The following is a 20,082-nucleotide window of genomic DNA, read 5'->3' on the forward strand; positions in this document are numbered from 1 at the left end:
CGCCGCCGGGCGGCGGCGCGCGAAAGGAGCGCAAGCATGGCCATTCTCATCTGGATCGGCGCGGCGATGGCGGCTGCGGGGCTGGGCGGGTTGATCTGGTGCATCGTCCAGGCGCTGCGCCTGCGCCGCCAGGCCCCCGACGCCGAAGCCGCGCGCAGGCGCCTTGCCCGGCTGCAGGCCGCGAACCTCGCCTCGGTCGCGTTGGGCTTTCTGGGGCTTGCGCTGGCGGCGGCGGGCGTCATTCTGTCCTGAGGGCGCAAGGACGCCTGACCGCGAAAGGCGCGATCGATGGAAGAAGAACTGGCGCCGCTCGCCGCAAGCGCGCGCGCCCTGGCGCTCGAGGCGCTGAACTGGCTGGATGCGCGGCTCTTGTCGCTGGCCAGCGCCTACCAGCTGGCGGCCATGGCCGCGGCGCTGGCGGCGGCGTTCCTGGCGCATCGGCTGATCCGCCGCGCGCTCGAGCGCATCGCCGCGCGCCCCATGCCGCGGCTGCTTCGCCAGGCGCTGCGCACCGCCTCGTCGATCAGCCTGCCGGTGGCGTGGACGGCGGGCATGTGGATCGCCATGGCCGTTCTGCGCGACTTCGGCCAGCCCGTGGCGCTGCTGCGCCTGACCGCAAGCCTGGTGAACGCCTGGGTGGCGATCCGCATCGTCACGGTCCTGATCCCGAGCGCGGGCTGGGCGTCGGCCTTCGCCTGGTGCGCGTGGAGCGTGGCGGCGCTGAACGCGCTGGGGCTGCTCGATCCCACCGTCGAGACGCTGCGCGAGATCGGGCTGAACGTGGGCGGCGCGCGCATCACGGCCTGGTCGGCGCTCAAGGGCGCGGCGCTGACGGCGGCGCTGGTCTGGGGGGCCAACCTGGCGGCCGGGCTGCTCGAGGGCCGGCTGCAGCGCGCCCGGGCCATGAGCCCTTCGATGCGGGTGCTGATCGGCAAGGCCGCGCGCTACCTGGCGATTGCGCTGGCCATCACGGCGGGCCTCGGCGCGGCGGGCATCGACCTGACGGCGCTGGCGATCTTCTCGGGCGCGATCGGCGTGGGCATCGGCCTTGGCATGCAGCGCACCGTCGCCAACCTGGTGGCGGGCTTCGCGCTGCTGGCGGACCGCTCGCTCAAGCCCGGCGACGTGATCGAGATCGAGACCGCCTCGGGCGCCACCTATGGCGTGGTGCGGATGATGGGCGCGCGCTACGTCGCCGTGCAGGCGCGCGACGGCACCGAGACGCTGATCCCCAACGAGCTGCTCATCACCAGTCCGGTCACGAACTGGACCTACTCGAACAAGGCGGTGCGGCGCTCGATCTCGGTGGGCGTCGCCTACAGCGCGGACGTCGAGAAGGCCATGGAGCTGTGCCTCGACGCCGCCAGGCGGACGCCGCGCGTGCTGGCCGCGCCCCAGCCGGTGTGCCTGCTTCGCGGCTTCGGCGACAGCTCGGTCGATCTGGAGCTGCGCATCTGGATCGACGACCCGGAAGGGGGCGTGTCGAACGTGGCCTCGGAGGTCAACCTGCACATCTGGCGCCTGTTCCGCGCGCACGGCATCGAGATTCCCTTCCCCCAGCGCGACGTGAACTTCCGCACGCCGCTGCCGGTCGAGCTGCGCCGCCCGCCCCGGCGCCCCGAGGCCTGACCGCGCCATCGGCGGCCGCGGTCGGGGGTCGGAGGCGGGGAACCGGAGACGCGGGACCGGAGGCGAGGGACCGGAGGCGGGGCGCGGAAGCGGGCGCGGCGGAGCGCGCCTCATCGCCCAAGGCCGACGCGCCGTCGGGGACCGACGCGGGGCGCCGCATCGTCGGGAGCGTCACAGCGTCAGAACGCCCCAGGCCCAGCCGATGATCCGCTGCGCGACGGGCACGGTCATGCCCGGGCTGCGCAAGGCGCCGGCCAGCACATGGCGGTTCGGATCGTCGCCCGGGCCGGGGATCACCTTGTGCGCCACCTTCGGCCCGCCCCAGGCGGCGAAGACGCGCTCGGTCTCGGCGGGGTCGACCACCCGATCCGCGGGCGACCAGATGAACAGCGCCGGCGTGCGCGCCCTGGCGTAATCGGCCGCGCGCGCCGCCTTGACCAGCGCCGCCATGGGCAAGAGCGCCTCGAAGGGATAGCGCAGCGTCCACCAGCGCGCATGCCCTTCGCTCAGCGGCTCGGACACGATCTCGTCGCCCGCGACCAGGCGCAGGACCGGATCGGCGAAGGGCAGCGTCAACAGGTCCGCCCCCGCCGCGCGGACGCGGAAATTGGGCGAGACCAGCACGATGCCCCCGACGCGCGTCATCCAGTCGGGGCGCAGCGCGGCCATGGCCGCCAGCGTGCCGCCGGTCGAGGTCGCGATGACCAGGACGCGCCCGCCCAGCATGCGGCCGATCTCGAGCGCCTCGGCCGTGTCCTCGAACCAGGCGCGCGTGTCGGCCTGCGCCAGCGCCGCGCCGTCGCGCCCATGCCCGCGCAGCCGCGCGAAGAACAGGTTCGCCCCCAGCGCGCGCGCCACCAGGTCGGGAACCGGGCGAAGCTCTTGCTTGGTGGCCGAGAAGCCGTGCAGATACACCACCGAAACCGGCGTCGGCGCCGGCGCCGCCGGGTTGGCCCAAACGATCTCCTTCTGCGCGCCGGGGCGCAGGCCGGGCACGGCGGCCTCGCGCGCGGCCAGCCACGCTTCCAGCCGCTCGATCCCCGGCAGGGCGGGCGGCGCGGCCGCGTCGTCGAAGCGCGCGCGCGGACCGAACAGCAGCGCCGCGGCGATCGCCACCGACAGCGCCGCCGCCAGATGGGCGCCCAGCCGCAGCCAGCGCCTCACAGCGCCCCTTCGCGCTCGAGCCGCTCGGCCAGATCGTCGAGCGTGCGGCGCGCGCGCGCGCCCAGCTCGTCGATCTCGTCCTCCGAGATGACCAGCGGCGGCGCGATGATCATCGTGTCGCCCACCGCGCGCATGACCAGCCCGTTGCGCACGGACAGGTCGCGACACAGCGCCCCCGCGCCCACATGCTCGGGGAAGCGCGCCATGTCGGGCTTCGAGCGCACCAGCTCGAGCGCGCCGACCAGCCCGCGGCAGCGCGCCTCGCCCACCAGCGGATGGTCGGCCAGCGCGCGCCAGACCTGCGCCAGGCGCGGCGCGGCGATCCGAGCGGCGCGCTCGACCAGGCGCTCTTCCTGCATGATGCGCAGATTGGCCAGCCCCGCCGCCGCCGCCGCCGGATGGCCCGAATAGGTGAAGCCGTGGAAGAACTCGCCGGCCTTGTCGATCACCGGCCCGGCGACGCGGTCCGAGATGAGCACGCCGCCCATGGGCTGATAGCCCGAGGTCATGCCCTTGGCGATGGGCATCAGGTCGGGCTCGATGCCGAAGGTCTCGGACCCCCACCACGCGCCGGTGCGCCCGAAGCCGCAGATCACCTCGTCGGCGACCAGCAGGATGTCGCGCTCGCGGCAGATGCGCTGGATCTCGGGCCAGTAGCTGTCGGGCGGGATGACGACGCCGCCCGCGCCCTGGATGGGTTCGGCGACGAAGGCGCAGACATTGTCGGCGCCCAGCTCGTCGATCATGGCCTCGAGCTCGCGCGCGCGCGCGAGGCCGAATTCCTCGGGGGTCATGCCGCTGTCGCGCCCCTCGCCGAACCAGTAGGGCTGGCCGATATGGCGCACGCCCTCGATGGGCAGGCCGGACTGGGCGTGCATCGGCGCCATGCCCCCGAGGCTGGCCGCGGCCACGGTCGAGCCGTGATAGCCGTTGCGCCGGGCGATGAAGATCTTTTTCGAGGGCTTGCCCATGCAGTCCCAGTAGACCCGCGCAAGGCGGAACACGGTGTCGTTCGCCTCGGAACCCGAATTGGTGAAGAACACCCGGTTCATGTGCGCCGGGGCCTGGGCGCACAGGGCCTCGGCGAACTCGGCCGCGGCGGGATGGGTGCACTGGAAGAAGGTGTTGTAGTAGGGCAGCTCGCGCATCTGGCGGGCGACGGCCTCGACGATCTCTTCGCGGCCATAGCCGACGTTGACGCACCACAGCCCGGCCATGCCGTCGAGGATGCGCGCGCCTTCGCTGTCGGTCAGCCACACGCCCTCGGCCTTGACGATCACGCGCGCGCCCTTGGCGTTCAGATCCTTGGTGTCGGTGAAGGGGTGCCAGTGATGGGCGGCGTCGATGGCCTGGTATTCGGCCGTGGTTCGGATGTTGCGGTGCAGCGTCATGTCGTTTCCCTTGCAATGCGGACGGCGCGGGTCCGCCGCGAAATTTCCCTGGCCCCTCGGGCGGTTCAGGCGGCGTCGAGCCCCTCGGAGGACAGCAGCGTCAGCCCTTGGCGCACGTCGGCGCGGATGGCCAGGCGCAGCCCGGCCTCGTCGCCCGCCGCCAGCGCGGCGATGGCCTTGCGGTGATAGTCCATCACCCGGCCCATCCCGATGCGCCCATACAGGGCGCGCATGGACGGCCCCATCTGCAGCCAGACGGTTTCGGCCACGGCCAGCATCGCGGGCGCGTGGGCGCGCAGGTAAAGCGTGCGGTGGAACTCGATGTTCGCGCGCACATAACCCGCGGCGTCGCCGTTCTCGAGCATGTCGTCGATCTCGGCGTCCATGCGCTTGAGCCGCTCGATCAGGCTGAAATGCGCCCGCGGCAGGGCGCGCGCGGCCAGCTCGGGCTCGAGCAGCGCGCGGATGGCGGCCAGCTCCTCGACGCGCTGGGGCGTGAGCACGGGCGCCGAGACGCGCCCCGAGGCCGAGATCGCCAGCGCCCCCTCGGCCGCCAGGCGGCGCACGGCCTCGCGCACCGGGGTCATCGACACGCCCAGCTCGGCCGCCACGCCGCGCAGCGTCACCGCCTGGCCGGGCGCCAGCTCGCCATGCAGGATCTTCCGGCGCAGGCGCCGATAGACGCGCTCATGCGCGGTCGCCCCTTCGTCCATCTTGCTCTCCCGCCGGTTTTCCTATTTTGTGATCACAAACGCATCCCATGTCAACACGCCCGCCCAACCGGAGCCGATTCATGACCGATCCCCATCGCCGCGACTACGCCTTCATGGCCGAAGACCCCAAGGCCGTCACCCATGACGAGCAGATGTTCTCGGGCGCGCTCAGCTTCTGCCGGCGCAAATACGCGCGCGACCTGACCGGCGCCGACGTGGCGGTGGTCGGCGTGCCCTTCGACGCCTCGGTCACCAACCGGCCCGGCGCGCGCTTCGGCCCGCGGGCGGTGCGGGCGGCCTCGGCGCAGCTGGGCTGGTCGCGCTTCTGGCCGAGCGCCTTCGATCCGTTCGAGCGGCTGAACGTGGTCGATTGGGGCGACGTGCACATTCCCCACGGGCGCCCCGATTCGATTCCCGCCCAGATCGAATCGGCCATGGGCGCGATCCTGGACGCCGGCGCCACGCCGCTGGCCATCGGGGGCGATCACTTCACCACCTACCCCGCCCTGCGCGCGCATGCCGCTCGGCTGGGCCGGCCGCTGGCGCTGGTGCAGTTCGACGCGCACACCGACACCTGGAAGGCCGATCCCGACTGGATCGACCACGGCACCATGTTCCACACCGCCGTGCAGGAGGGAATCATCGACCCCGCGCGCTCGATCCAGGTGGGCATCCGCACCACCAACGACGACCCCGAGGGAATCGAGGTCTACGACGCGATCAAGGTGCATGAGCGCGGCGCGGCCGCCGCGGCCGAGGCCATCCGCCGCCGCGTGGGCGATGCGCCGGTCTATCTGACCTTCGACATCGACTGCCTCGACCCCGCCTTCGCGCCGGGCACGGGCACGCCCGTCTGCGGCGGGCTGGCCAGCTGGCAGGCGCTGGCGATCCTGCGCGGGCTGTCGGGCATCCGCCTGACGGGCATGGACGTGGTCGAGGTGGCCCCCGCCTACGACGTGGCCGAGATCACCGCGCTGGCGGGCGCGACGATCGCGCTGCAGCTTCTGTGCCTGTTCGCCGAGCGCCCCTGACGGCCCCGCGCCCCGCGGCGACGCTCGACGCGGGGCGCGGTTCGGGCTAAGGCAAGGCCATGCCGCAGACCAAGCACCCCCACCCGCTCGTCAAGATGGCGCTCGAACTCGGGCCGATCGCCGTCTTCTTCGTCACCTACAGCCGCAGCGACATCTTCACCGCCACGGCGGTGTTCGTGCCCGTGGTGCTGGCCTCGCTGGCCGCGGGCTGGGCGCTGACGCGCAGCCTGCCGCGCATGGCCGTGGTCACGGCGGTGGTGGTGACGGTGTTCGGCGGGCTGACGCTGTGGCTTCAGGACGCGACCTTCATCAAGATGAAGCCGACCATCGTGAACCTGATCTTCGCGGCCATGCTGGGCTGGGGCCTGCTGCGCGGGCAGTCCTACATCCGCTACCTGATGGGCGACGCGCTGTCGCTGACCGACGAGGGGTGGATGGCCTTCACCCGCCGCTGGGCGCTGTTCTTCGTGTTCATGGCGGCGCTGAACGAGCTGGTCTGGCGCACGCAGAGCGAAGCCTTCTGGGTCTCGTTCAAGACCTTCGGCAGTCCGCTGATCTCGCTGGCCTTCATCGCGGCGCAGACGGGCCTGCTGCGCCGCCACGCCGCGCCCGAGGACAAGGCCGACGACGCGCCCCCGCAGGGCTGAAGGGCGGCGCGCCGGCCGGCGACGGGTTCGCGCAGACGGGTTCGCGCCGGTGGGCCGCCCCTTCGGCCGAGCCGGGGCGAAGGGCGCGGCGCCCTCAGCCCTGCCAGCCCGCGGCGCGCAGGGCGGGAAGGATCTTCGTCTCGAGATCGTCGTTCTGAATGGGGCCGACATGCTTGTAGGCGATGCGCCCCTGGCCGTCGACGACGAAGCTTTCGGGCACGCCGTAGACGCCCCACTCGATAGCCGCGCGGCCCTTCTCGTCGGCGCCCACCTGCGCGAAGGGGTCGCCCTCCTCCTCGAGGAAGCGCAGCGCATTGGCGCGGCTGTCCTTGTAGTTGATGCCGTAAACCGGCACGCCCAGCGCCTTGAGCTGCATGAGGAACGGGTGCTCGACCCGGCAGGGGCCGCACCAGCTGGCCCAGATGTTGACCATCTTCACCCCCGGCGCGCGCAGCAGCGCCGAGTCGAGCGGCGGCTCGCCCTCGCGCAGGCCGGGCAGCGAGAATTCGGGAACCGGCTTCGAGACGAGCGGGCTTGGCAGCGTCTCGTGATCGCGCCCGAGCCCGCCCCAGAACATCGCCGCGATCAGCGCGAACACGGCCAGCGGCAGCAGGGCCATGCGATGGCGGGCGAAAAAGGACGGCGGCCGTTGGGACATGGACAGGCTCCTTGCGTGGCTCGAGGCGGGCGAAAGGCGCTCAGCGCGGACGGCGCGGGGCCTCGGCCTCGAGCGCTTCCAGCTCGCGCCGCACGCGCCGCGCCTCGATGGCGCTGAACAGGGCGACAAGGCCCAGAACGGCCAGCGTCACGCCCCAGCTGCCCAGAACGTAAAGCGTGTATTTGCCAAGGTCAGGCAACATCGGCGGCTCCCTCCAGCGCGCCCTCGCGCGCCTCCTCGGCGCGGGCGCGCGCCATGCGCAGCGCGCGGATGCGGCGGCGGCGGATCTCGGTGCGCGTGCGCAGCAGCAGCAGCGCCAGGAAGAACAGCGCGAAGCCCGCGATCATGGCCAGCAGCGGCCAGTAGAAGGCGTCGTCGACGTTCTCCTTCGCATCCAGCGACAGGGATGCGCCCTGATGCAGCCCCTGGTTCCAGAACAGCACCGCATAGCGCGACACCACCGCGAACACCGTTCCCACCAGGCACAGCACCGAGGTCAGGTCCGCCGCCGCGTCCGGGTCCTCGATCGCCGCCCAGAGGGCGATGTAGCCGACATAGAACAGGAACAGGATCAGGAACGAGGTCAGCCGCGGGTCCCAGACCCAGGGCGCGCCCCACATGGGCTGGCCCCACATGGCGCCCGTCGCCAGCGCGATGGCGGTCATGGCCGCGCCGATCGGCGCCGCGGCCTTCGCCGCCAGCGCCGAGACGTGATGCCTGCGCACCAGCCAGATCACCGAGGCCACGGCCATCATCGCGTAGATGTTGATGGCCATCAGCGCCGAGGGCACGTGCACGAACAGGATCTTGACCGTCGAGCCCTGCCGGTAGTCGTCGGGCGTCAGGAAGAAGCCCCAGACCGTCCCCACAAGCAGCGCCAACGCCGCCCCGCCCGCGCACCAGGGCAGCGCGGCGGCGGACAGGCGCATGAAGCGGGCCGGATTGGCCAGTTCCCAGATCGATCTCATGGCACTGCATGTAGCGACCATTGCGCCTTGCGGCAACGGCGCAATGGTCGCGCCCGCCGCTCGCCGGGCCGGCGCGCCGGTCCTTGCGTCGCGCGCGCCGGCCGCGCCCTGGCCCCCCGCCCTGGCCCGTCCGGCGCGTCGCCCGTCGGCGCGAGCGGGCCGCGGCGCGCCCATGACCCGCCGCGGCCCTTTCGCGCCCGGGCGCGAGCGGCTAAACCCTTGCCGGGCGCATCGCGCCGCCCCCGCCCTGACAGGAGCCTCGCCATGACCGCCGCCTTCGCCGTCGCCGCCGGACATCAGCTGACCGCCGAAGCCGCCGCCGCCGTGCTGCGCGAGGGCGGCTCGGCCGTCGACGCCTGCATCGCCGGCGCGCTGACCGCCTGCGTGGCCGAGCCGGTGCTGGCCTCGCTGCTTGGCGGCGGCTTCCTGACCGTGCGCCCGCCGCGGGGCAAGGCGCAGGTGCTGGACTTCTTCGTGCACACGCCGCGCCGCCGCCCCCCCGCGCGCGAGCTGGACCTGCGCGAGATCCAAGCCGATTTCGGCGACGCCACGCAGGCCTTCCACATCGGCGCGGGCACGATCGCCGCGCCGGGGGTCGCGCGCGGACTGGCCGAGGCGCATGCGCGCTTCGGCCGCGTTCCCATGCGCGAGCTGGCCGCCCCCGCCGTCGCGGCCGCGCGCGAGGGCGTGGCGCTGACCGACTTCCAGGCCGAGGTGCTGCGCATCGTCGCGCCCATCTTCGGCGCCTCGGCGCCCGCGCGCGCGCTGTATTTCCGCGGCGACGCCCCCGCGCCCGCCGGCGAGACGCTGCGCAATCCCGAGCTGGCCGACGTGCTCGAGGTGTTCGCCATCGAGGGGCCGCGCTTCGTGCACGAAGGCGAAGTGGCCGCCGCGCTTTTGTCGCTTTGCGCCGAGGGCGGGGCGCTGACGGCCGAGGACCTGCGCCGATACGCCCCCATCTGGCGCGAGCCGCTGAGCGTCCGGCGCGCGGGGGCGCGGATCGACCTCAACCCGCCGCCGGCGCTGGGCGGGGCGCTGAGCGCCTTCGCGCTCGAGCTGCTCGGGCCGGGGGCGCGGGCGATCGACCTTGCGCGGGCCTTCGCGCTGAGCGCCCGCGCGCGGCTCGAAAGCGGCATCGATCAGGATGCGGCGGCCGGGGCCGCGCGGCTTCTGTCCGGGGAATCGCTGGCGCTGTGGCGCGCGCGCCTTGCGGGCGCCAGGGCCGCGACGCGCGGCACCACCCATGTCTCGGCGGTGGACCGCGACGGCTTCGCCGCGGCGCTGACGCTGTCGAACGGCGAGGGCTGCGGGCTGATCGCGCCGGGCTGCGGGATCATGCCCAACAACATGCTGGGCGAAGAGGACCTGTGCCCCGACGGCCCCGACGCCTGGCCCGAGGACGCGCGCCTTGCCTCGATGATGGCGCCGGCGGTGGTCTCGTGGCCCGACGGCGCGGTGATGGCCATCGGCTCGGGCGGCTCGAACCGGATCCGCACGGCCATGGCGCAGACGCTGAGCCTGATCCTGGACGAGGGCGCGCCCCCCGACGTCGCCCTTGCGGCGCCGCGCCTGCATGTCGAGGGCGCGCGCGATCCGCAGGTCGATTTCGAGGACCGCTTTCCCGAAGATCAGCGCGCCGAGCTTCTGGCCGCCTTTCCCGAGGCGCGCCCATGGCCGCGCGACAGCATGTTCTTCGGCGGGGTGCACGCCGCCCTGCGCGATGCGCGCGGAGGCGTGGCGGCGGCGGGCGACCACCGCCGCGACGGCGCGGCGCGGCTGGGCTAGACCGCGTCGGCCGCGCGCGCCCCTCGGCGCCCCGCGTTCAGAACAAGGCGCGGCGCAGCAGGTTCAGCCCCGCCAGCGTCAGCACCGCCAGGGTCGCCTGGCGAAAGCGCCGCTGGTCCAGCCGGTCATGGGCCGCCAGCCCCGCCGCCATCCCGGCCGCGGCGGGCAGGACCATCCACAGCGACAGCGCCCCGCCCGTTCCCGCCAGAAGCCCCGAGCGCAGATGCGCCGCCGCCAGGATCAGCGATCCCAGCAGAAAGGCGACTCCCTGCGCGCGCACCATCTCGGCCTTGGGCAGCTCGAGCGCGACCAGATACATCAGGATCGGCGGCCCCCACACGCCCGAAAGCCCGCCGAAGAACCCCGCGACCAGCCCCACCGCCGCCTCGAGCGCGGCCGAGCGCCCGCGCGGGCGCGGCGGGCGCCAGCCGGCCAGCTGAACCGCGCCGAAGGCCGTCACGCCGCAGCCCAGGATCATGTAAAGCGCCCGGTCCGACAGCATGGTGACCAGCTGCGCCGAGGCGGCGATGGCGGCGAACATCGTCGCGTTCAGCACCCAGAAGCGCCGCATGCTGGACAGGGCCGGCCGCAGCCCCTGGCGAAAGGTCTGCCAGAGGTTGGCCGCCACCGAGGGCGCGATCACCGCCGCGATCGCCAGCTGCGCCGACAACGCCGATCCCACCCCCGAGATCGCGATCATCGGCAGGGCGAAGCCGACCGCGCCCTTGGTGAAGCCGCCCAGGAACATCACGGCAAAGGCCGCCGCCACCGCCGCGGCGCCGAATTGCGTGCAAAGCTGTTCGAGCGCGTCGATCATCCGCGATCCATAGCGCGCCGTCCCGCCCCCCGCCAGTCTCCGGCACCAGTCTCCGCCGCCAGCGCCCCACCAGCCCGCCGGCGCGGCGGCCGCGCCCCGCGTCGTCGCCGCGCCGCCCTCGCCTCGCCCGCAAAAGCGCGCGCAAGAAAATTCCCCGCCCCGCGCATCGCGCAAAACTATGTTGCCGCGCGCTTGACGCTTCCTCGGCCCGACGCTAGCTTTCGGCGCAGCGCAGCATGATTTGCGCACCGCAACATCGGCCGCCCGGCGCGGCCGCAGCAGGAAGGACGCTCGATGACCCAGGCCGCCGCCCTCGACAACGCGCCCGCCGCAGCCGCGCCCGCGGTCCTGCCCGATCTCCTCGACCTGGCCGCCGCCGCCCTGCCCGCGGCGCAGGCCGCGCTCGACGCCGCGCGCAAGGCGCTGGCCGCGCGGGTCGCCCCCCAGGGCCGCCCCTCGGCCGCGCTGCTCGAGCAGGACCAGTTCGCCGCCCACGGGCTGAGCTGGTTCGCCACCTATGTCGAATCGCTGCGCGAGATGCTGGACTGGGCCCGCCGGCTCGAGGCCGAAGGGCGCCTGGGCGAGATCGAGAAGCTGATCCTGCAGATCGCCTTCGGCGAGTATCTGAGCCAGATCCACGGCGGCATCCCCATGAGCCAGGGCGAGATCGTGCGCCTTCAGGACCTGGGCGCCGACCAGCAGATCCGCCGCGCGCTCATGACCGAGGCGGTCGAGCGGCTGACCGCGCATGGCGCCTCGGACGCCGCCCGCCGCCGCCTGGTCGAGCTGATGGTCGCCCAGGACGGCGCCGCCACTTTCGGCGCGACGGGGCTCGACGAGGAATTCGAGATGATCCGCGACCAGTTCCGCCGCTTTGCGGACGAGAAGGTCGCGCCCTTCGCCCATGAGTGGCACCTGAAGGACGAGCTCATCCCCCTCGAGCTGATCGAGGAGATGGGCGCGCTGGGCGTGTTCGGCCTGACGATCCCCGAGGAATACGGCGGCTCGGGCATGGGCAAGACGGCGATGTGCGTGGTCTCGGAAGAGCTCTCGCGCGGGTATATCGGCGTCGGCAGCCTGGGCACGCGTTCCGAGATCGCGGCCGAGCTGATCCTGTGCGGCGGCACGCCCGAGCAGAAGGCGAAATGGCTGCCCAGGATCGCCAGCGCCGAGATCCTGCCCACCGCCGTGTTCACCGAGCCCAACACCGGCTCGGACCTGGGCAGCCTGCGCACCCGCGCCGTGCGCGAGGGCGACGAATATGTCGTCACCGGCGCCAAGACCTGGATCACCCATGCCGCGCGCGCCGACGTCATGACGCTGCTGGCGCGCACCGATCCGAACACCGACAATTACGCGGGGCTGTCGATGTTCCTGGCCGAGAAGCCCCGCGGCACGGACGAAGACCCCTTCCCCGCCCCCGGCATGACCGGCGGCGAGATCCCCGTGCTGGGCTATCGCGGCATGAAGGAATACGAGCTTGGCTTCGACGGCTTCCGCGTCAAGGCCGAGAACCTGCTGGGCGGGGTCGAGGGCCAGGGCTTCAAGCAGCTGATGCAGACCTTCGAATCGGCGCGCATCCAGACGGCCGCGCGCGCCATCGGCGTGGCGCAGAACGCCATGGAGCTGGCGCTGCGCTATGCGCAGGAGCGCAAGCAGTTCGGCAAGCCGCTGATCGCCTTCCCGCGCGTCTACTCCAAGCTGGCGATGATGGCGGTCGAGATCATGATCGCCCGCCAGCTGACCTACTACGCCGCGCGCGAGAAGGACGCCGGCCGGCGCTGCGACCTCGAGGCCGGCATGGCCAAGCTGCTGGGCGCGCGCGTCGCCTGGGCCTGCGCCGACAACGGGCTGCAGATCCACGGCGGCAACGGCTTCGCGCTGGAATACCCGATCAGCCGGGTGCTGTGCGACGCGCGCATCCTCAACATCTTCGAAGGCGCGGCCGAGATCCAGGCGCAGGTGATCGCGCGCCGCCTGCTCGAGGCCCGGCCCTGAACCCGCCTCGCATCATGGGCGCGGCCCGGCTCGCAAGACGGGCCGCGCGCGCCCTGGCGCTGGCCGCCGCGGCGCTGTCGGCCGCCTGCGCCGCCCCCGCCCCGCGCCAGGCGCCGCCCGAGGCGCGCGCCGCCGCCCCGCGCGCGCCCGAAGACCCCGAAGACGCGGTGTGGCTGCTGGCGGCCATCGACGGGCGCCCCGCCCGCGCCGCGACGCGGGCGGTCTTCGCCGACGGCGCCGTCAACGCCCAGGGCCCGTGCAACGCCATCCGCGGCCGCTACCGGCGCGAGGGCGCGGCGTTTCACGTCGTGGGCCTGGCGGTGACGCGGGCGACCTGCCCCGACCAGGACGAGGAGAACCGCCTGCTCGACGGCCTCCTGAGCGCCCGCAGCGCCGAGGTCCGGGACGGACGGCTGGTCATCCGCGCTTCCGCCGGCCCGACCCTGACCTTCGAGGCCGCCCGCCCCGGACAATGAGGCGCGGCGGGCAAGGCCCGACCCGAACGCCCCGGCATGCGCCCCGCGGCCGCCGCGGCCGGCCCCGCGCCGCCGACCCCGCGCCGGTTGCAATGCGCTGGAACGCTTCCCATATTTGCCTCGAGAGCGGTCGCCTGAGCAGGGGCCGCCCTCGCAGTCGCTTGCAACAAGGACACGCCCGATGTCGAAAATGACATTCGCCTCGCACCCCTTCCTCCTGGGCTTCGAGCAGCTCGAACGCCTGGTGGAGCGCACCGCCAAGTCGGGCGCCGACGGCTACCCGCCCTTCAACATCGAACAGACGGGGCCGAGCGCCTACCGCATCACGCTGGCGGTGGCGGGGTTTTCGGAAGACGACCTGTCCGTCACGCTCGAGGACAGCCAGCTGGTGATCCGCGGCCGTCAGTCGGACGAGGACGCCGAAAGGCGCGTGTTCCTTCATCGCGGGATCGCATCGCGTCAGTTCCAGCGCAGCTTCGTGCTGGCCGACGGGATGGAGGTGGTCGGCGCCCGGCTCGAGCGCGGCCTTCTGCACATCGACCTCGAACGCGCGCAGCCCGAAACCGTGGTGCGCAAGATCGAGATCGCCCGCGGGAAAGGATGATCAGGGAAGGAACCGAAACATGCCCAAACAGCCGTTCTTCATCGAGGGTCTGGGCCCGGACGACAAGCGGATCGTCTATGTGCGCGAGCTGCGTCAGGACGAGCTTCCGCCCGAGGCGGTCGCGTCGGGCAACAGCCGCATCTACGCCATCCACGACGCCGCTTCGGGCGCGCGGCTGGCCTTGACCGACGATTGCAAGCTGGCCTTCAAGCTGGCGCGCCAGCACGACCGCAAACCGGTCCACGTGCACTGAGGGCGGCCTCGCCGCCCTTGGCCCGCCCCGCCGGCGCCCCCTCAGGCGGCGTTCGACGAGGCCAGATCCTCGACCAGCAGCGCGTAGTGCGCCGCCGGATCCGAGGTCGATCGCAGCTTGGCGCAGCGCCCCTCGTCGCGCAGCAGGCGCGAGACGCGCGCCAGGGCGCGCAGATGGTCCGCGCCCGCATTCTCGGGCGCCAGCAGCATCATCACCAGATCCACCGGCAGACCGTCGGGCGCGTCATAGTCGACGGGCTTTTCGAGGCGCGCGAAATAGGCGGTCATGCGATCGACGCCCGGCATGCGGGCATGGGGAATCGCCACGCCCCGGCCCATGGCCGTCGCGCCCAGACGCTCGCGCTCCATCAACGCGTCGAACAGGCTGCGCGCGTCCAGCGCGTTGCGCTCGGCCACGCGGTTGGCCAGCTCCTGAAGCATCTGCTTCTTGCTCGACGCGCGCAGGGCGGGGGCGATCGATTCGGGGTCGATCAGCTTTTCCAGATCCATCTGTGCCTCAGCCTCGTTTTCGGAAGAGCAGGCGACGCGCGTCTTCCATCTCTTGCGCGGAGCGGCGTTGACGCGCCGCCCCGCTTGATCGTCGCGGCGGCCCGGCCGCCGCGACGCGTCAGGTCCTGGACAGATTCGCCGGATCGATCCAGCCGATGTTTCCGTCCTGGCGCCGATATACCACATTCAGGCCGCCATTGGCCTCGTTCCTGAACACAAGGAAGGTCTCGTCGGCCATTTCCATCTGCATCACGGCCTCGCCCACCGACAGGCTTTTGATCTGCGCCTTGGTCTCGGCGATGATGACGGGCTGGAGCGAGTCGGGCTCGTTCTCTTCGTCGGCGCTGCTGATGACGTAGGACGGCGCCTCGAGCGCCTCGACCGGCTCGCTGCGCTTCTTGTGGTGGTCCTTCAGCCGGCGCTTGTAGCGCCGCAGCTGCTTCTCGAGGCGGTCGCACGCATCGGCGGCGGCGGCGTAGGGCTCGGTCGCGCGGCCTCGGGCCTTGGCGGTCAGGCCGGTGGACAGGTGCACCAGCGCGTCGCACAGGATCTCGTGCCGATCGCGGGAGAAGGTGACGATGCACTCGGTCGGCCGTTCCGCGTATTTGGTCACAGCGGCGCCGAAATGCTCCTCGACATGAGTGCGCAAGGCGTCGCCCACGTCGATCTGCTTGCCGTTCACCTGAATAAACATCTCGTCTCCCTTGATTCGGAGTTGGCGGTCAGCCGGACCAGGATCCGGCCGGGCATGAACCCCCTCTCCGGCGCGGCGCGCGGAACCTAGGCGGGGCGTTCGGGCGTGTCAACCAAGGGGGGAAAGACCCCTTCGCCCGACGCCTGCCGGCGCCTCAACCCAGCGAAGCGTTCTGGCGTTTGCGCTGCACCGACGAAGGGATGTCCATGCCCTCACGATATTTCGCCACGGTCCGGCGCGCAACATCCACGCCTTCGGCGCGCAAGAGCCGCGTGAGCGCGTCGTCGGACAGGGGGCGGGCGGGGTTTTCGGCCTCGATCAGGGCGCGGATGCGCGCGCGCACGGCCTCGGCCGCCAGGGCCTCGCCCCCGTCGGCGGCCGCCAGCGCCTGCGAGAAGAAGAAGCGCATGTCGAAGGCGCCGCGCGCGCAGGCGAGGCGCTTGCCCGCCGTCACGCGGCTGACGGTGGATTCGTGCAGCCCCGTCTCCTGCGCCACGTCGCGCAGCGTCATCGGCCGCAGGGCTGCGACCCCCTCTTCGAAGAAGCGGGCCTGCAGGCGCACGATGGCGGTCGAGACCTTGAGGATCGAGCGCGCCCGCTGCTCGAGGCTGCGCACCAGCCACAGCCCCTCGCGGCGGCGCTCGGCGACGTAGCTGCGGGCCTCTTCGCAGCCGCCGGCCATGACCCGCGCCGCGAAGACGTCGTTGACCAGCACCCGCGGCAGCGCCTCGGAATTGAGCTCGACCGCCCAGCCGCCCGCCGGGTCGCGGCGCACGAAGACGTCGGGCGGCGCCAGGCGCAGCGGGGCGTGGTCGAAGACGCGGCCGGGGCGCGGATCCAGCCGGCGCAGCCGCGCAAGCATCCGCCCGACCTGCTCGGGAGCGACGCCGCACAGGCGCGAAAGCGCCTTCAGATCGCGCCGCGCGGCCAGCGGCAGATGGCCCAGCAAGGCGCGCATGGGCTCGTCCAGCGCGCCTTCCTCCTCAAGCTGCAGGGCCAGGCACTCGGCCAGGTCGCGGGCGCCGATCCCCGTCGGCTCGCAAGCCTGAAGCACGCGCAGCGCATCGAGGGCGGCCCCGGGATCCGCGCCCAGCCGCGCCGCGACCTCGCGCGGGTCCGCGCGCAGATAGCCGTCCTCGTCCAGCTCGCCGGCCAGCGCGGCGGCCAGCATGCGCACGCCCGCCGGCGCGGGCGAGAGGGCGATCTGGGCGTGCAGGCGCTCGAGCATCGACGGCGGCTGGGCCACGCGCTCGACGGCCGAGGGGCCGTCCCATTCGCCCGCCGCGGCGCCGCCCGCGCCCGGGCGCGGCGCGGCGCGGTCGGCGTCGAACAGGTTCTCGGCCGCCAGACCCTCGAGGGCCGGCGAGGCCGCCATCGCCTCGGGCGAGGCGGGCGAGGTGGGCGAGGCTGGCGCGGAGGGCGCCGCGGCGGGCGCGGGGTCCGCGCGCCGCGACGGCGCGGGCGCCTCGGCATCCTCGGCGCGCTCGAGCAGCGGGTTGCGCTCGATCTCGGCCTCGACATGGGCGGCCAGCTCGGCCGCAGACATCTGCAGCATGCGGATGGCCTGCCGCAGCTGCGGCGTCATGGTCAGCCGCTGGCCTTGCCGAAGTTCAAGTCCCGGTCCGATCGACATGCACGCTCCGTCTTCGGGGCCGCCCGCCGCGGAACCCCCTGCTGCGGGCGGGTCAGATGCGGAAGCCGTCCCCGAGATAGACGCGCCGCACGCGGTCGTCCTCGACCACGTCCTGCGGGGCGCCGCTCATCAACACCTGCCCGTCATGCAGGATATACGCCCGGTCGATGATGCTCAGAGTCTCGCGCACATTGTGGTCGGTGATCAAGACTCCGATGCCGCGATCCTTCAAATGCGAGACAAGCTGCCGGATCTCGGCCACGGCGATCGGATCGACGCCGGCGAAGGGCTCGTCCAGCAGCACATAGGCCGGGTCCGAGGCCAGGCAGCGGGCGATCTCGACGCGCCGGCGCTCGCCGCCCGACAGGGCCTGGGCGGGCGTGTTGCGCAGATGGGTGATCGAGAATTCGGCCAGCAGCTCGTCAAGGCGGGCGTTGCGCCGCGCGCGCTCGGGCTCGCGCAGCTCGAGAATGGCGCGGATGTTCTCCTCGACCGTCAGACCGCGAAAGATCGAGGCCTCTTGCGGCAGGTAGCCAAGGCCAAGGCGCGCGCGCCGATACATCGGCAGCTCGGTCACGTCGCGCCCGTCCAGCTCGATCGCGCCGGCATCTGCGGCGATGAGGCCGGTGATCATGTAGAAGCACGTCGTCTTGCCCGCGCCGTTGGGCCCGAGCAGGCCCACGGCCTCGCCGCGGCGAAGCTCGAGCGACACGCCGCGCACGACCGGGCGGCGGCGGTAGCTCTTGGCGATGTCGCGGGCGCGCAGGCCGGCCTCGGCCCGCGCAGGAGCGTCCTGCGTCATGGGAGCGGTCACTTGTCGTTGCCGGCCGCGCCGGGGGTGAACACCGACTGCACGCGCCCGCCCGAGATCTGGCCGACCCCGGCGTTGAGGTCGATGCTCAGCCGCTCGCCGCGGATGGCGTTGTCACCCTGGGTCAGGGTAACGCCGCCGCCCATCTCGACCTTGCCGCCGACCACGTCGTATTCGGCCCAGGCGCCGCTGGCCGTCTCGGCGCCGTTGGACAGGAACACCGAGCCTTCGGCGCGCAGGCGGTCGATGCGCCCGGTTCCCGGCGCCGCCCCCTGGCCGCCGCCCTCGCCGCCGTATGAGACCACCACCTTGTCGGCCGTCAGGCGCAGCGTGCCCTGCCCCGCCACCACATTGCCCGAGAAGGTCGCCTGCCGGCGCGCGCTGTCGACCATCAGGCTGTCGGCGGTCACCTCGATCGGCTGCGTCGCGTCATGCTTGAACGAGCCGAAGGGATTCGCGCTTTGCGCCGCGGCGCCCGCCCCGACAAGCGCCGCCATGCCGGCGGCCGCGACGATCGATCTGAGCAAGGCCATGCGCGTCAAACTCCCCCTTCGGCGCCCGCTGCGGGCCGGCCGCTTCGTCAAGCCCCGCGCGCACCCTTCGCGCGCGTTCGTCAATCCCTGCGCGCGCGCCCTTCGCGCGCGGCGGCAGGATCATACGTCACCCTTACCCGCTTCTCGAACCAAAAGTAATCGCCAGGCGCAAGGCCCTCGGGGACCGCGGCGCCGGGGCGCGGCGCCTCGACGCGCGCGGCGCGAAAGGCGCCGGCCTCGATCGCGCCGGCCGGCCCGACCGCGCGCACCGGCCCCGGCGCGCTCACCGAGCGCCCGCGCAGATCCGCGCTGAGGCTGGGCGCGGTCACCTCGTAGCCGTCCGAGCTGCGCAGCACCACCCCGCCCTCGAGCGCCAGCGTCTGCTCGTGCACGCCGATGCGCCCCTGAGCCGCGCTCAGCGTCACCTGCGCGCCGTCGCGCCGCTCAAGGCTGGCCTCGACCCGCTCGAGCGCCACCTCGGCCGGATCGGGCGCGTCCGGGCGCGCCACCGCCGCGCGCACGACGAAAGGCTCGCCCTGCTCCGTGCGGCCGGTGAAGCTGGGGCTCTCGACCGCCATGCCCTGCCCCAGCCGCGCCAGATCCGCGGTCGAGTAGCGCAGCCCCGACACCGGCCCGCGCGCGCGCGGCCACAGGAACAGCGCGCTGAGCAGGGCCAGCGCCATGAGGGGCAGCGCGATCTTGAGCCGCCGCACCATGCGCGAGCGGCCCGCATATGCGGCGCGGGCCATCGGCTCAGACCTGGTCGAGCCCGGCGCGCAGGCAGTCATGCACGTGCAGCAGCCCCAGCGGCCGGCGCCCCTGCGCGGGATCGACCACGAACAGCGCCGTGACCTTGCGCTGGTTCATCAGCGCCAGCGCCTCCTGCGCAAGGCGGTCGGGGGCGATGGTGGCGGGCGCGCGGGTGGCCACCTGCCCGGCGACGCGCGCCAGAAGCCCTTCCATGTTGCGCCGCAGGTCGCCGTCCGAGATCACCCCGACAAGGTCGCCCGCCGCATCCACCACGCCGGCGACGCCGAAGCCGCGGCGCGTGATCTCGAGCAGCGTCTCGGTCATGGGCGCGTCCTCGGCCACCAGCGGCAGCTCGTCCTCGGGATGCATCAGGTCGCGCACATGCACCAGCTGCGCGCCAAGCTTGCCGCCCGGATGGAACAGGCGGAAATGCTCGGCCGTGAACCGGCGCCGCTTCATCAGCGCCACCGCCAGCGCATCCCCCAGCGCCATGGTCAGCGTCGTCGAGGTGGTGGGCGCCATGCCCACCGAGCACGCCTCGGGCGCGCGCGGCAGCACCAGCGCGATGTCGGCCGCGCGCAGAAGCGGGCTTTCGGGCCGGCTGGCCACGCCGATCAGCGGAATGCCGAAGCGGCGGGTATGCGCGATGACGTCGGCCAGCTCGGGCGTGCCGCCGGAATTGGACAGCACCAGCGCCACGTCCTGGCGCGTCAGCATGCCCAGATCGCCATGGCTGGCCTCGGCCGGATGCAGGAACTGCGCCGGCGTGCCCGTCGAGGCCAGGGTGGCGGCGATCTTGCGCGCCACATGGCCCGACTTGCCCATGCCCGAGACCACGATGCGCCCCTTGCAGTCGATCATGGCCTGCACCGCGTCGGCGAAGCTGTCGCCCAGCGCGCCCTCGAGCTGGGCCAACGCCTGCGCCTCGATTCGCAGCACCTCGCGCCCGGCGGCGATGTCGGCCGCGCGCTGGGCGGCGGGGTCGGCGGGCCGGGCGCGGCCGGCTTCGATCAGGGCG

At 73.0% G+C, this 20,082-nt stretch carries 23 protein-coding genes; 9 read left to right on the forward strand and 14 right to left on the reverse strand.

Annotated features, from left to right (window positions below):
* Positions 1 to 36 precede the first annotated feature (36 nt).
* A complete protein-coding gene (locus BMW67_RS11020) occupies positions 37 to 252 on the forward strand; it encodes a hypothetical protein (protein ID WP_072747475.1) in 216 nt (71 codons plus the stop codon).
* 36 nt (positions 253 to 288) lie between these two features.
* A complete protein-coding gene (locus BMW67_RS11025; protein ID WP_072747474.1) occupies positions 289 to 1,629 on the forward strand; it encodes a mechanosensitive ion channel family protein in 1,341 nt (446 codons plus the stop codon).
* Positions 1,630 to 1,800: 171 nt separating this feature from the next.
* Here BMW67_RS11025 and BMW67_RS11030 read toward each other — a convergent pair whose 3' ends face one another.
* The 3 genes from BMW67_RS11030 to BMW67_RS11040 form a co-directional block, all read right to left on the reverse strand.
* On the reverse strand, positions 1,801 to 2,793 hold the full coding sequence (locus tag BMW67_RS11030) for an alpha/beta hydrolase (protein WP_091764226.1): 993 nt from the start codon (positions 2,791 to 2,793) through the stop codon (positions 1,801 to 1,803).
* Positions 2,790 to 4,184 carry an aspartate aminotransferase family protein gene (locus BMW67_RS11035; protein ID WP_072747473.1) on the reverse strand — a complete coding sequence of 465 codons (1,395 nt, stop codon included), beginning with the start codon at positions 4,182 to 4,184 and terminating at the stop codon, positions 2,790 to 2,792. Before BMW67_RS11035 ends, BMW67_RS11030 begins: the two co-directional genes overlap by 4 nt.
* A 65-nt stretch (positions 4,185 to 4,249) precedes the next feature.
* Positions 4,250 to 4,897 carry a GntR family transcriptional regulator gene (locus BMW67_RS11040; RefSeq protein WP_072747472.1) on the reverse strand — a complete coding sequence of 216 codons (648 nt, stop codon included), beginning with the start codon at positions 4,895 to 4,897 and terminating at the stop codon, positions 4,250 to 4,252.
* Between the two features lie 80 nt (positions 4,898 to 4,977).
* On the opposite strand from BMW67_RS11040, the gene speB reads away from it, so the two are divergent.
* Both speB and BMW67_RS11050 read left to right on the forward strand, forming a co-directional pair.
* Positions 4,978 to 5,928 carry an agmatinase gene (gene speB, locus BMW67_RS11045; protein ID WP_072747471.1) on the forward strand — a complete coding sequence of 317 codons (951 nt, stop codon included), beginning with the start codon at positions 4,978 to 4,980 and terminating at the stop codon, positions 5,926 to 5,928.
* A gap of 59 nt (positions 5,929 to 5,987) precedes the next feature.
* Positions 5,988 to 6,575, forward strand: coding sequence for a septation protein A (locus tag BMW67_RS11050; RefSeq protein ID WP_072747470.1), 588 nt, complete (start codon positions 5,988 to 5,990; stop codon positions 6,573 to 6,575).
* Positions 6,576 to 6,669: 94 nt separating this feature from the next.
* Here the strand turns inward: BMW67_RS11050 and BMW67_RS11055 are convergent, their stop codons facing one another.
* From BMW67_RS11055 to ccmC, 3 genes are read right to left on the reverse strand one after another with little or no spacing between them, the layout of a single operon-like run.
* Positions 6,670 to 7,233, reverse strand: a complete 564-nt coding sequence (locus BMW67_RS11055; protein ID WP_245728509.1) for a DsbE family thiol:disulfide interchange protein — start codon at positions 7,231 to 7,233, stop codon at positions 6,670 to 6,672.
* Positions 7,234 to 7,273: 40 nt separating this feature from the next.
* Positions 7,274 to 7,435, reverse strand: coding sequence for a heme exporter protein CcmD (gene ccmD / locus BMW67_RS11060; RefSeq protein WP_072747469.1), 162 nt, complete (start codon positions 7,433 to 7,435; stop codon positions 7,274 to 7,276).
* Positions 7,425 to 8,201 (reverse strand): heme ABC transporter permease CcmC, encoded by a 777-nt coding sequence (gene ccmC / locus BMW67_RS11065; RefSeq protein WP_072747468.1) that lies wholly within the window; start codon positions 8,199 to 8,201, stop codon positions 7,425 to 7,427. The genes ccmD and ccmC overlap by 11 nt, the downstream gene beginning before the upstream one ends.
* A gap of 264 nt (positions 8,202 to 8,465) precedes the next feature.
* Between ccmC and BMW67_RS11070 the strand changes: the two genes are divergently transcribed.
* Positions 8,466 to 9,986 (forward strand): gamma-glutamyltransferase, encoded by a 1,521-nt coding sequence (locus tag BMW67_RS11070; RefSeq protein WP_072747467.1) that lies wholly within the window; start codon positions 8,466 to 8,468, stop codon positions 9,984 to 9,986.
* Positions 9,987 to 10,023: 37 nt separating this feature from the next.
* On the opposite strand, the gene BMW67_RS11075 is transcribed toward BMW67_RS11070, so the two are convergent.
* Positions 10,024 to 10,803: a sulfite exporter TauE/SafE family protein gene (locus BMW67_RS11075; RefSeq protein WP_072747466.1), complete on the reverse strand. Its 780-nt coding sequence runs from the start codon at positions 10,801 to 10,803 to the stop codon at positions 10,024 to 10,026.
* A gap of 294 nt (positions 10,804 to 11,097) precedes the next feature.
* Here BMW67_RS11075 and BMW67_RS11080 point away from each other — a divergent pair, with 294 nt between their 5' ends.
* The 4 genes from BMW67_RS11080 to BMW67_RS11095 all read left to right on the forward strand — a co-directional run bounded on the left by BMW67_RS11080 (position 11,098) and on the right by BMW67_RS11095 (position 14,134).
* Entirely contained in the window at positions 11,098 to 12,801 is a 1,704-nt protein-coding gene (locus tag BMW67_RS11080; RefSeq protein WP_072747465.1) for an acyl-CoA dehydrogenase family protein, read from the forward strand.
* A 14-nt stretch (positions 12,802 to 12,815) separates the two neighbouring features.
* The gene (locus BMW67_RS11085) at positions 12,816 to 13,277 is read left to right on the forward strand and encodes an META domain-containing protein (RefSeq protein WP_072747464.1); all 462 of its coding nucleotides are present in this window, start codon (positions 12,816 to 12,818) and stop codon (positions 13,275 to 13,277) included.
* A 181-nt stretch (positions 13,278 to 13,458) separates the two neighbouring features.
* Positions 13,459 to 13,881, forward strand: coding sequence for an Hsp20 family protein (locus BMW67_RS11090; RefSeq protein ID WP_072747463.1), 423 nt, complete (start codon positions 13,459 to 13,461; stop codon positions 13,879 to 13,881).
* A 19-nt stretch (positions 13,882 to 13,900) separates the two neighbouring features.
* Entirely contained in the window at positions 13,901 to 14,134 is a 234-nt protein-coding gene (locus BMW67_RS11095) for a DUF1150 family protein (RefSeq protein WP_072747462.1), read from the forward strand.
* A gap of 41 nt (positions 14,135 to 14,175) precedes the next feature.
* On the opposite strand, the gene BMW67_RS11100 is transcribed toward BMW67_RS11095, so the two are convergent.
* The 7 genes from BMW67_RS11100 to BMW67_RS11130 form a co-directional block, all read right to left on the reverse strand.
* A complete protein-coding gene (locus tag BMW67_RS11100; protein ID WP_072747461.1) occupies positions 14,176 to 14,643 on the reverse strand; it encodes a PTS sugar transporter subunit IIA in 468 nt (155 codons plus the stop codon).
* A 118-nt stretch (positions 14,644 to 14,761) separates the two neighbouring features.
* Positions 14,762 to 15,337, reverse strand: a complete 576-nt coding sequence (gene hpf / locus BMW67_RS11105; protein ID WP_072747460.1) for a ribosome hibernation-promoting factor, HPF/YfiA family — start codon at positions 15,335 to 15,337, stop codon at positions 14,762 to 14,764.
* 154 nt (positions 15,338 to 15,491) lie between these two features.
* Positions 15,492 to 16,970 carry an RNA polymerase factor sigma-54 gene (rpoN, locus tag BMW67_RS11110; protein ID WP_072747459.1) on the reverse strand — a complete coding sequence of 493 codons (1,479 nt, stop codon included), beginning with the start codon at positions 16,968 to 16,970 and terminating at the stop codon, positions 15,492 to 15,494.
* A 52-nt stretch (positions 16,971 to 17,022) separates the two neighbouring features.
* Positions 17,023 to 17,772 (reverse strand): LPS export ABC transporter ATP-binding protein, encoded by a 750-nt coding sequence (gene lptB / locus BMW67_RS11115; protein ID WP_072747458.1) that lies wholly within the window; start codon positions 17,770 to 17,772, stop codon positions 17,023 to 17,025.
* Between the two features lie 8 nt (positions 17,773 to 17,780).
* Positions 17,781 to 18,314 (reverse strand): LptA/OstA family protein, encoded by a 534-nt coding sequence (locus BMW67_RS11120; protein ID WP_072747457.1) that lies wholly within the window; start codon positions 18,312 to 18,314, stop codon positions 17,781 to 17,783.
* An 80-nt stretch (positions 18,315 to 18,394) separates the two neighbouring features.
* Positions 18,395 to 19,063, reverse strand: coding sequence for an LPS export ABC transporter periplasmic protein LptC (lptC, locus tag BMW67_RS11125; protein WP_072747456.1), 669 nt, complete (start codon positions 19,061 to 19,063; stop codon positions 18,395 to 18,397).
* Between the two features lie 4 nt (positions 19,064 to 19,067).
* Positions 19,068 to 20,021: a KpsF/GutQ family sugar-phosphate isomerase gene (locus BMW67_RS11130; protein WP_072747613.1), complete on the reverse strand. Its 954-nt coding sequence runs from the start codon at positions 20,019 to 20,021 to the stop codon at positions 19,068 to 19,070.
* Positions 20,022 to 20,082 lie beyond the last annotated feature (61 nt).

Origin of the sequence: Oceanicella actignis, assembly GCF_900111545.1 — a bacterium.
Lineage (GTDB): Bacteria > Pseudomonadota > Alphaproteobacteria > Rhodobacterales > Rhodobacteraceae > Oceanicella > Oceanicella actignis.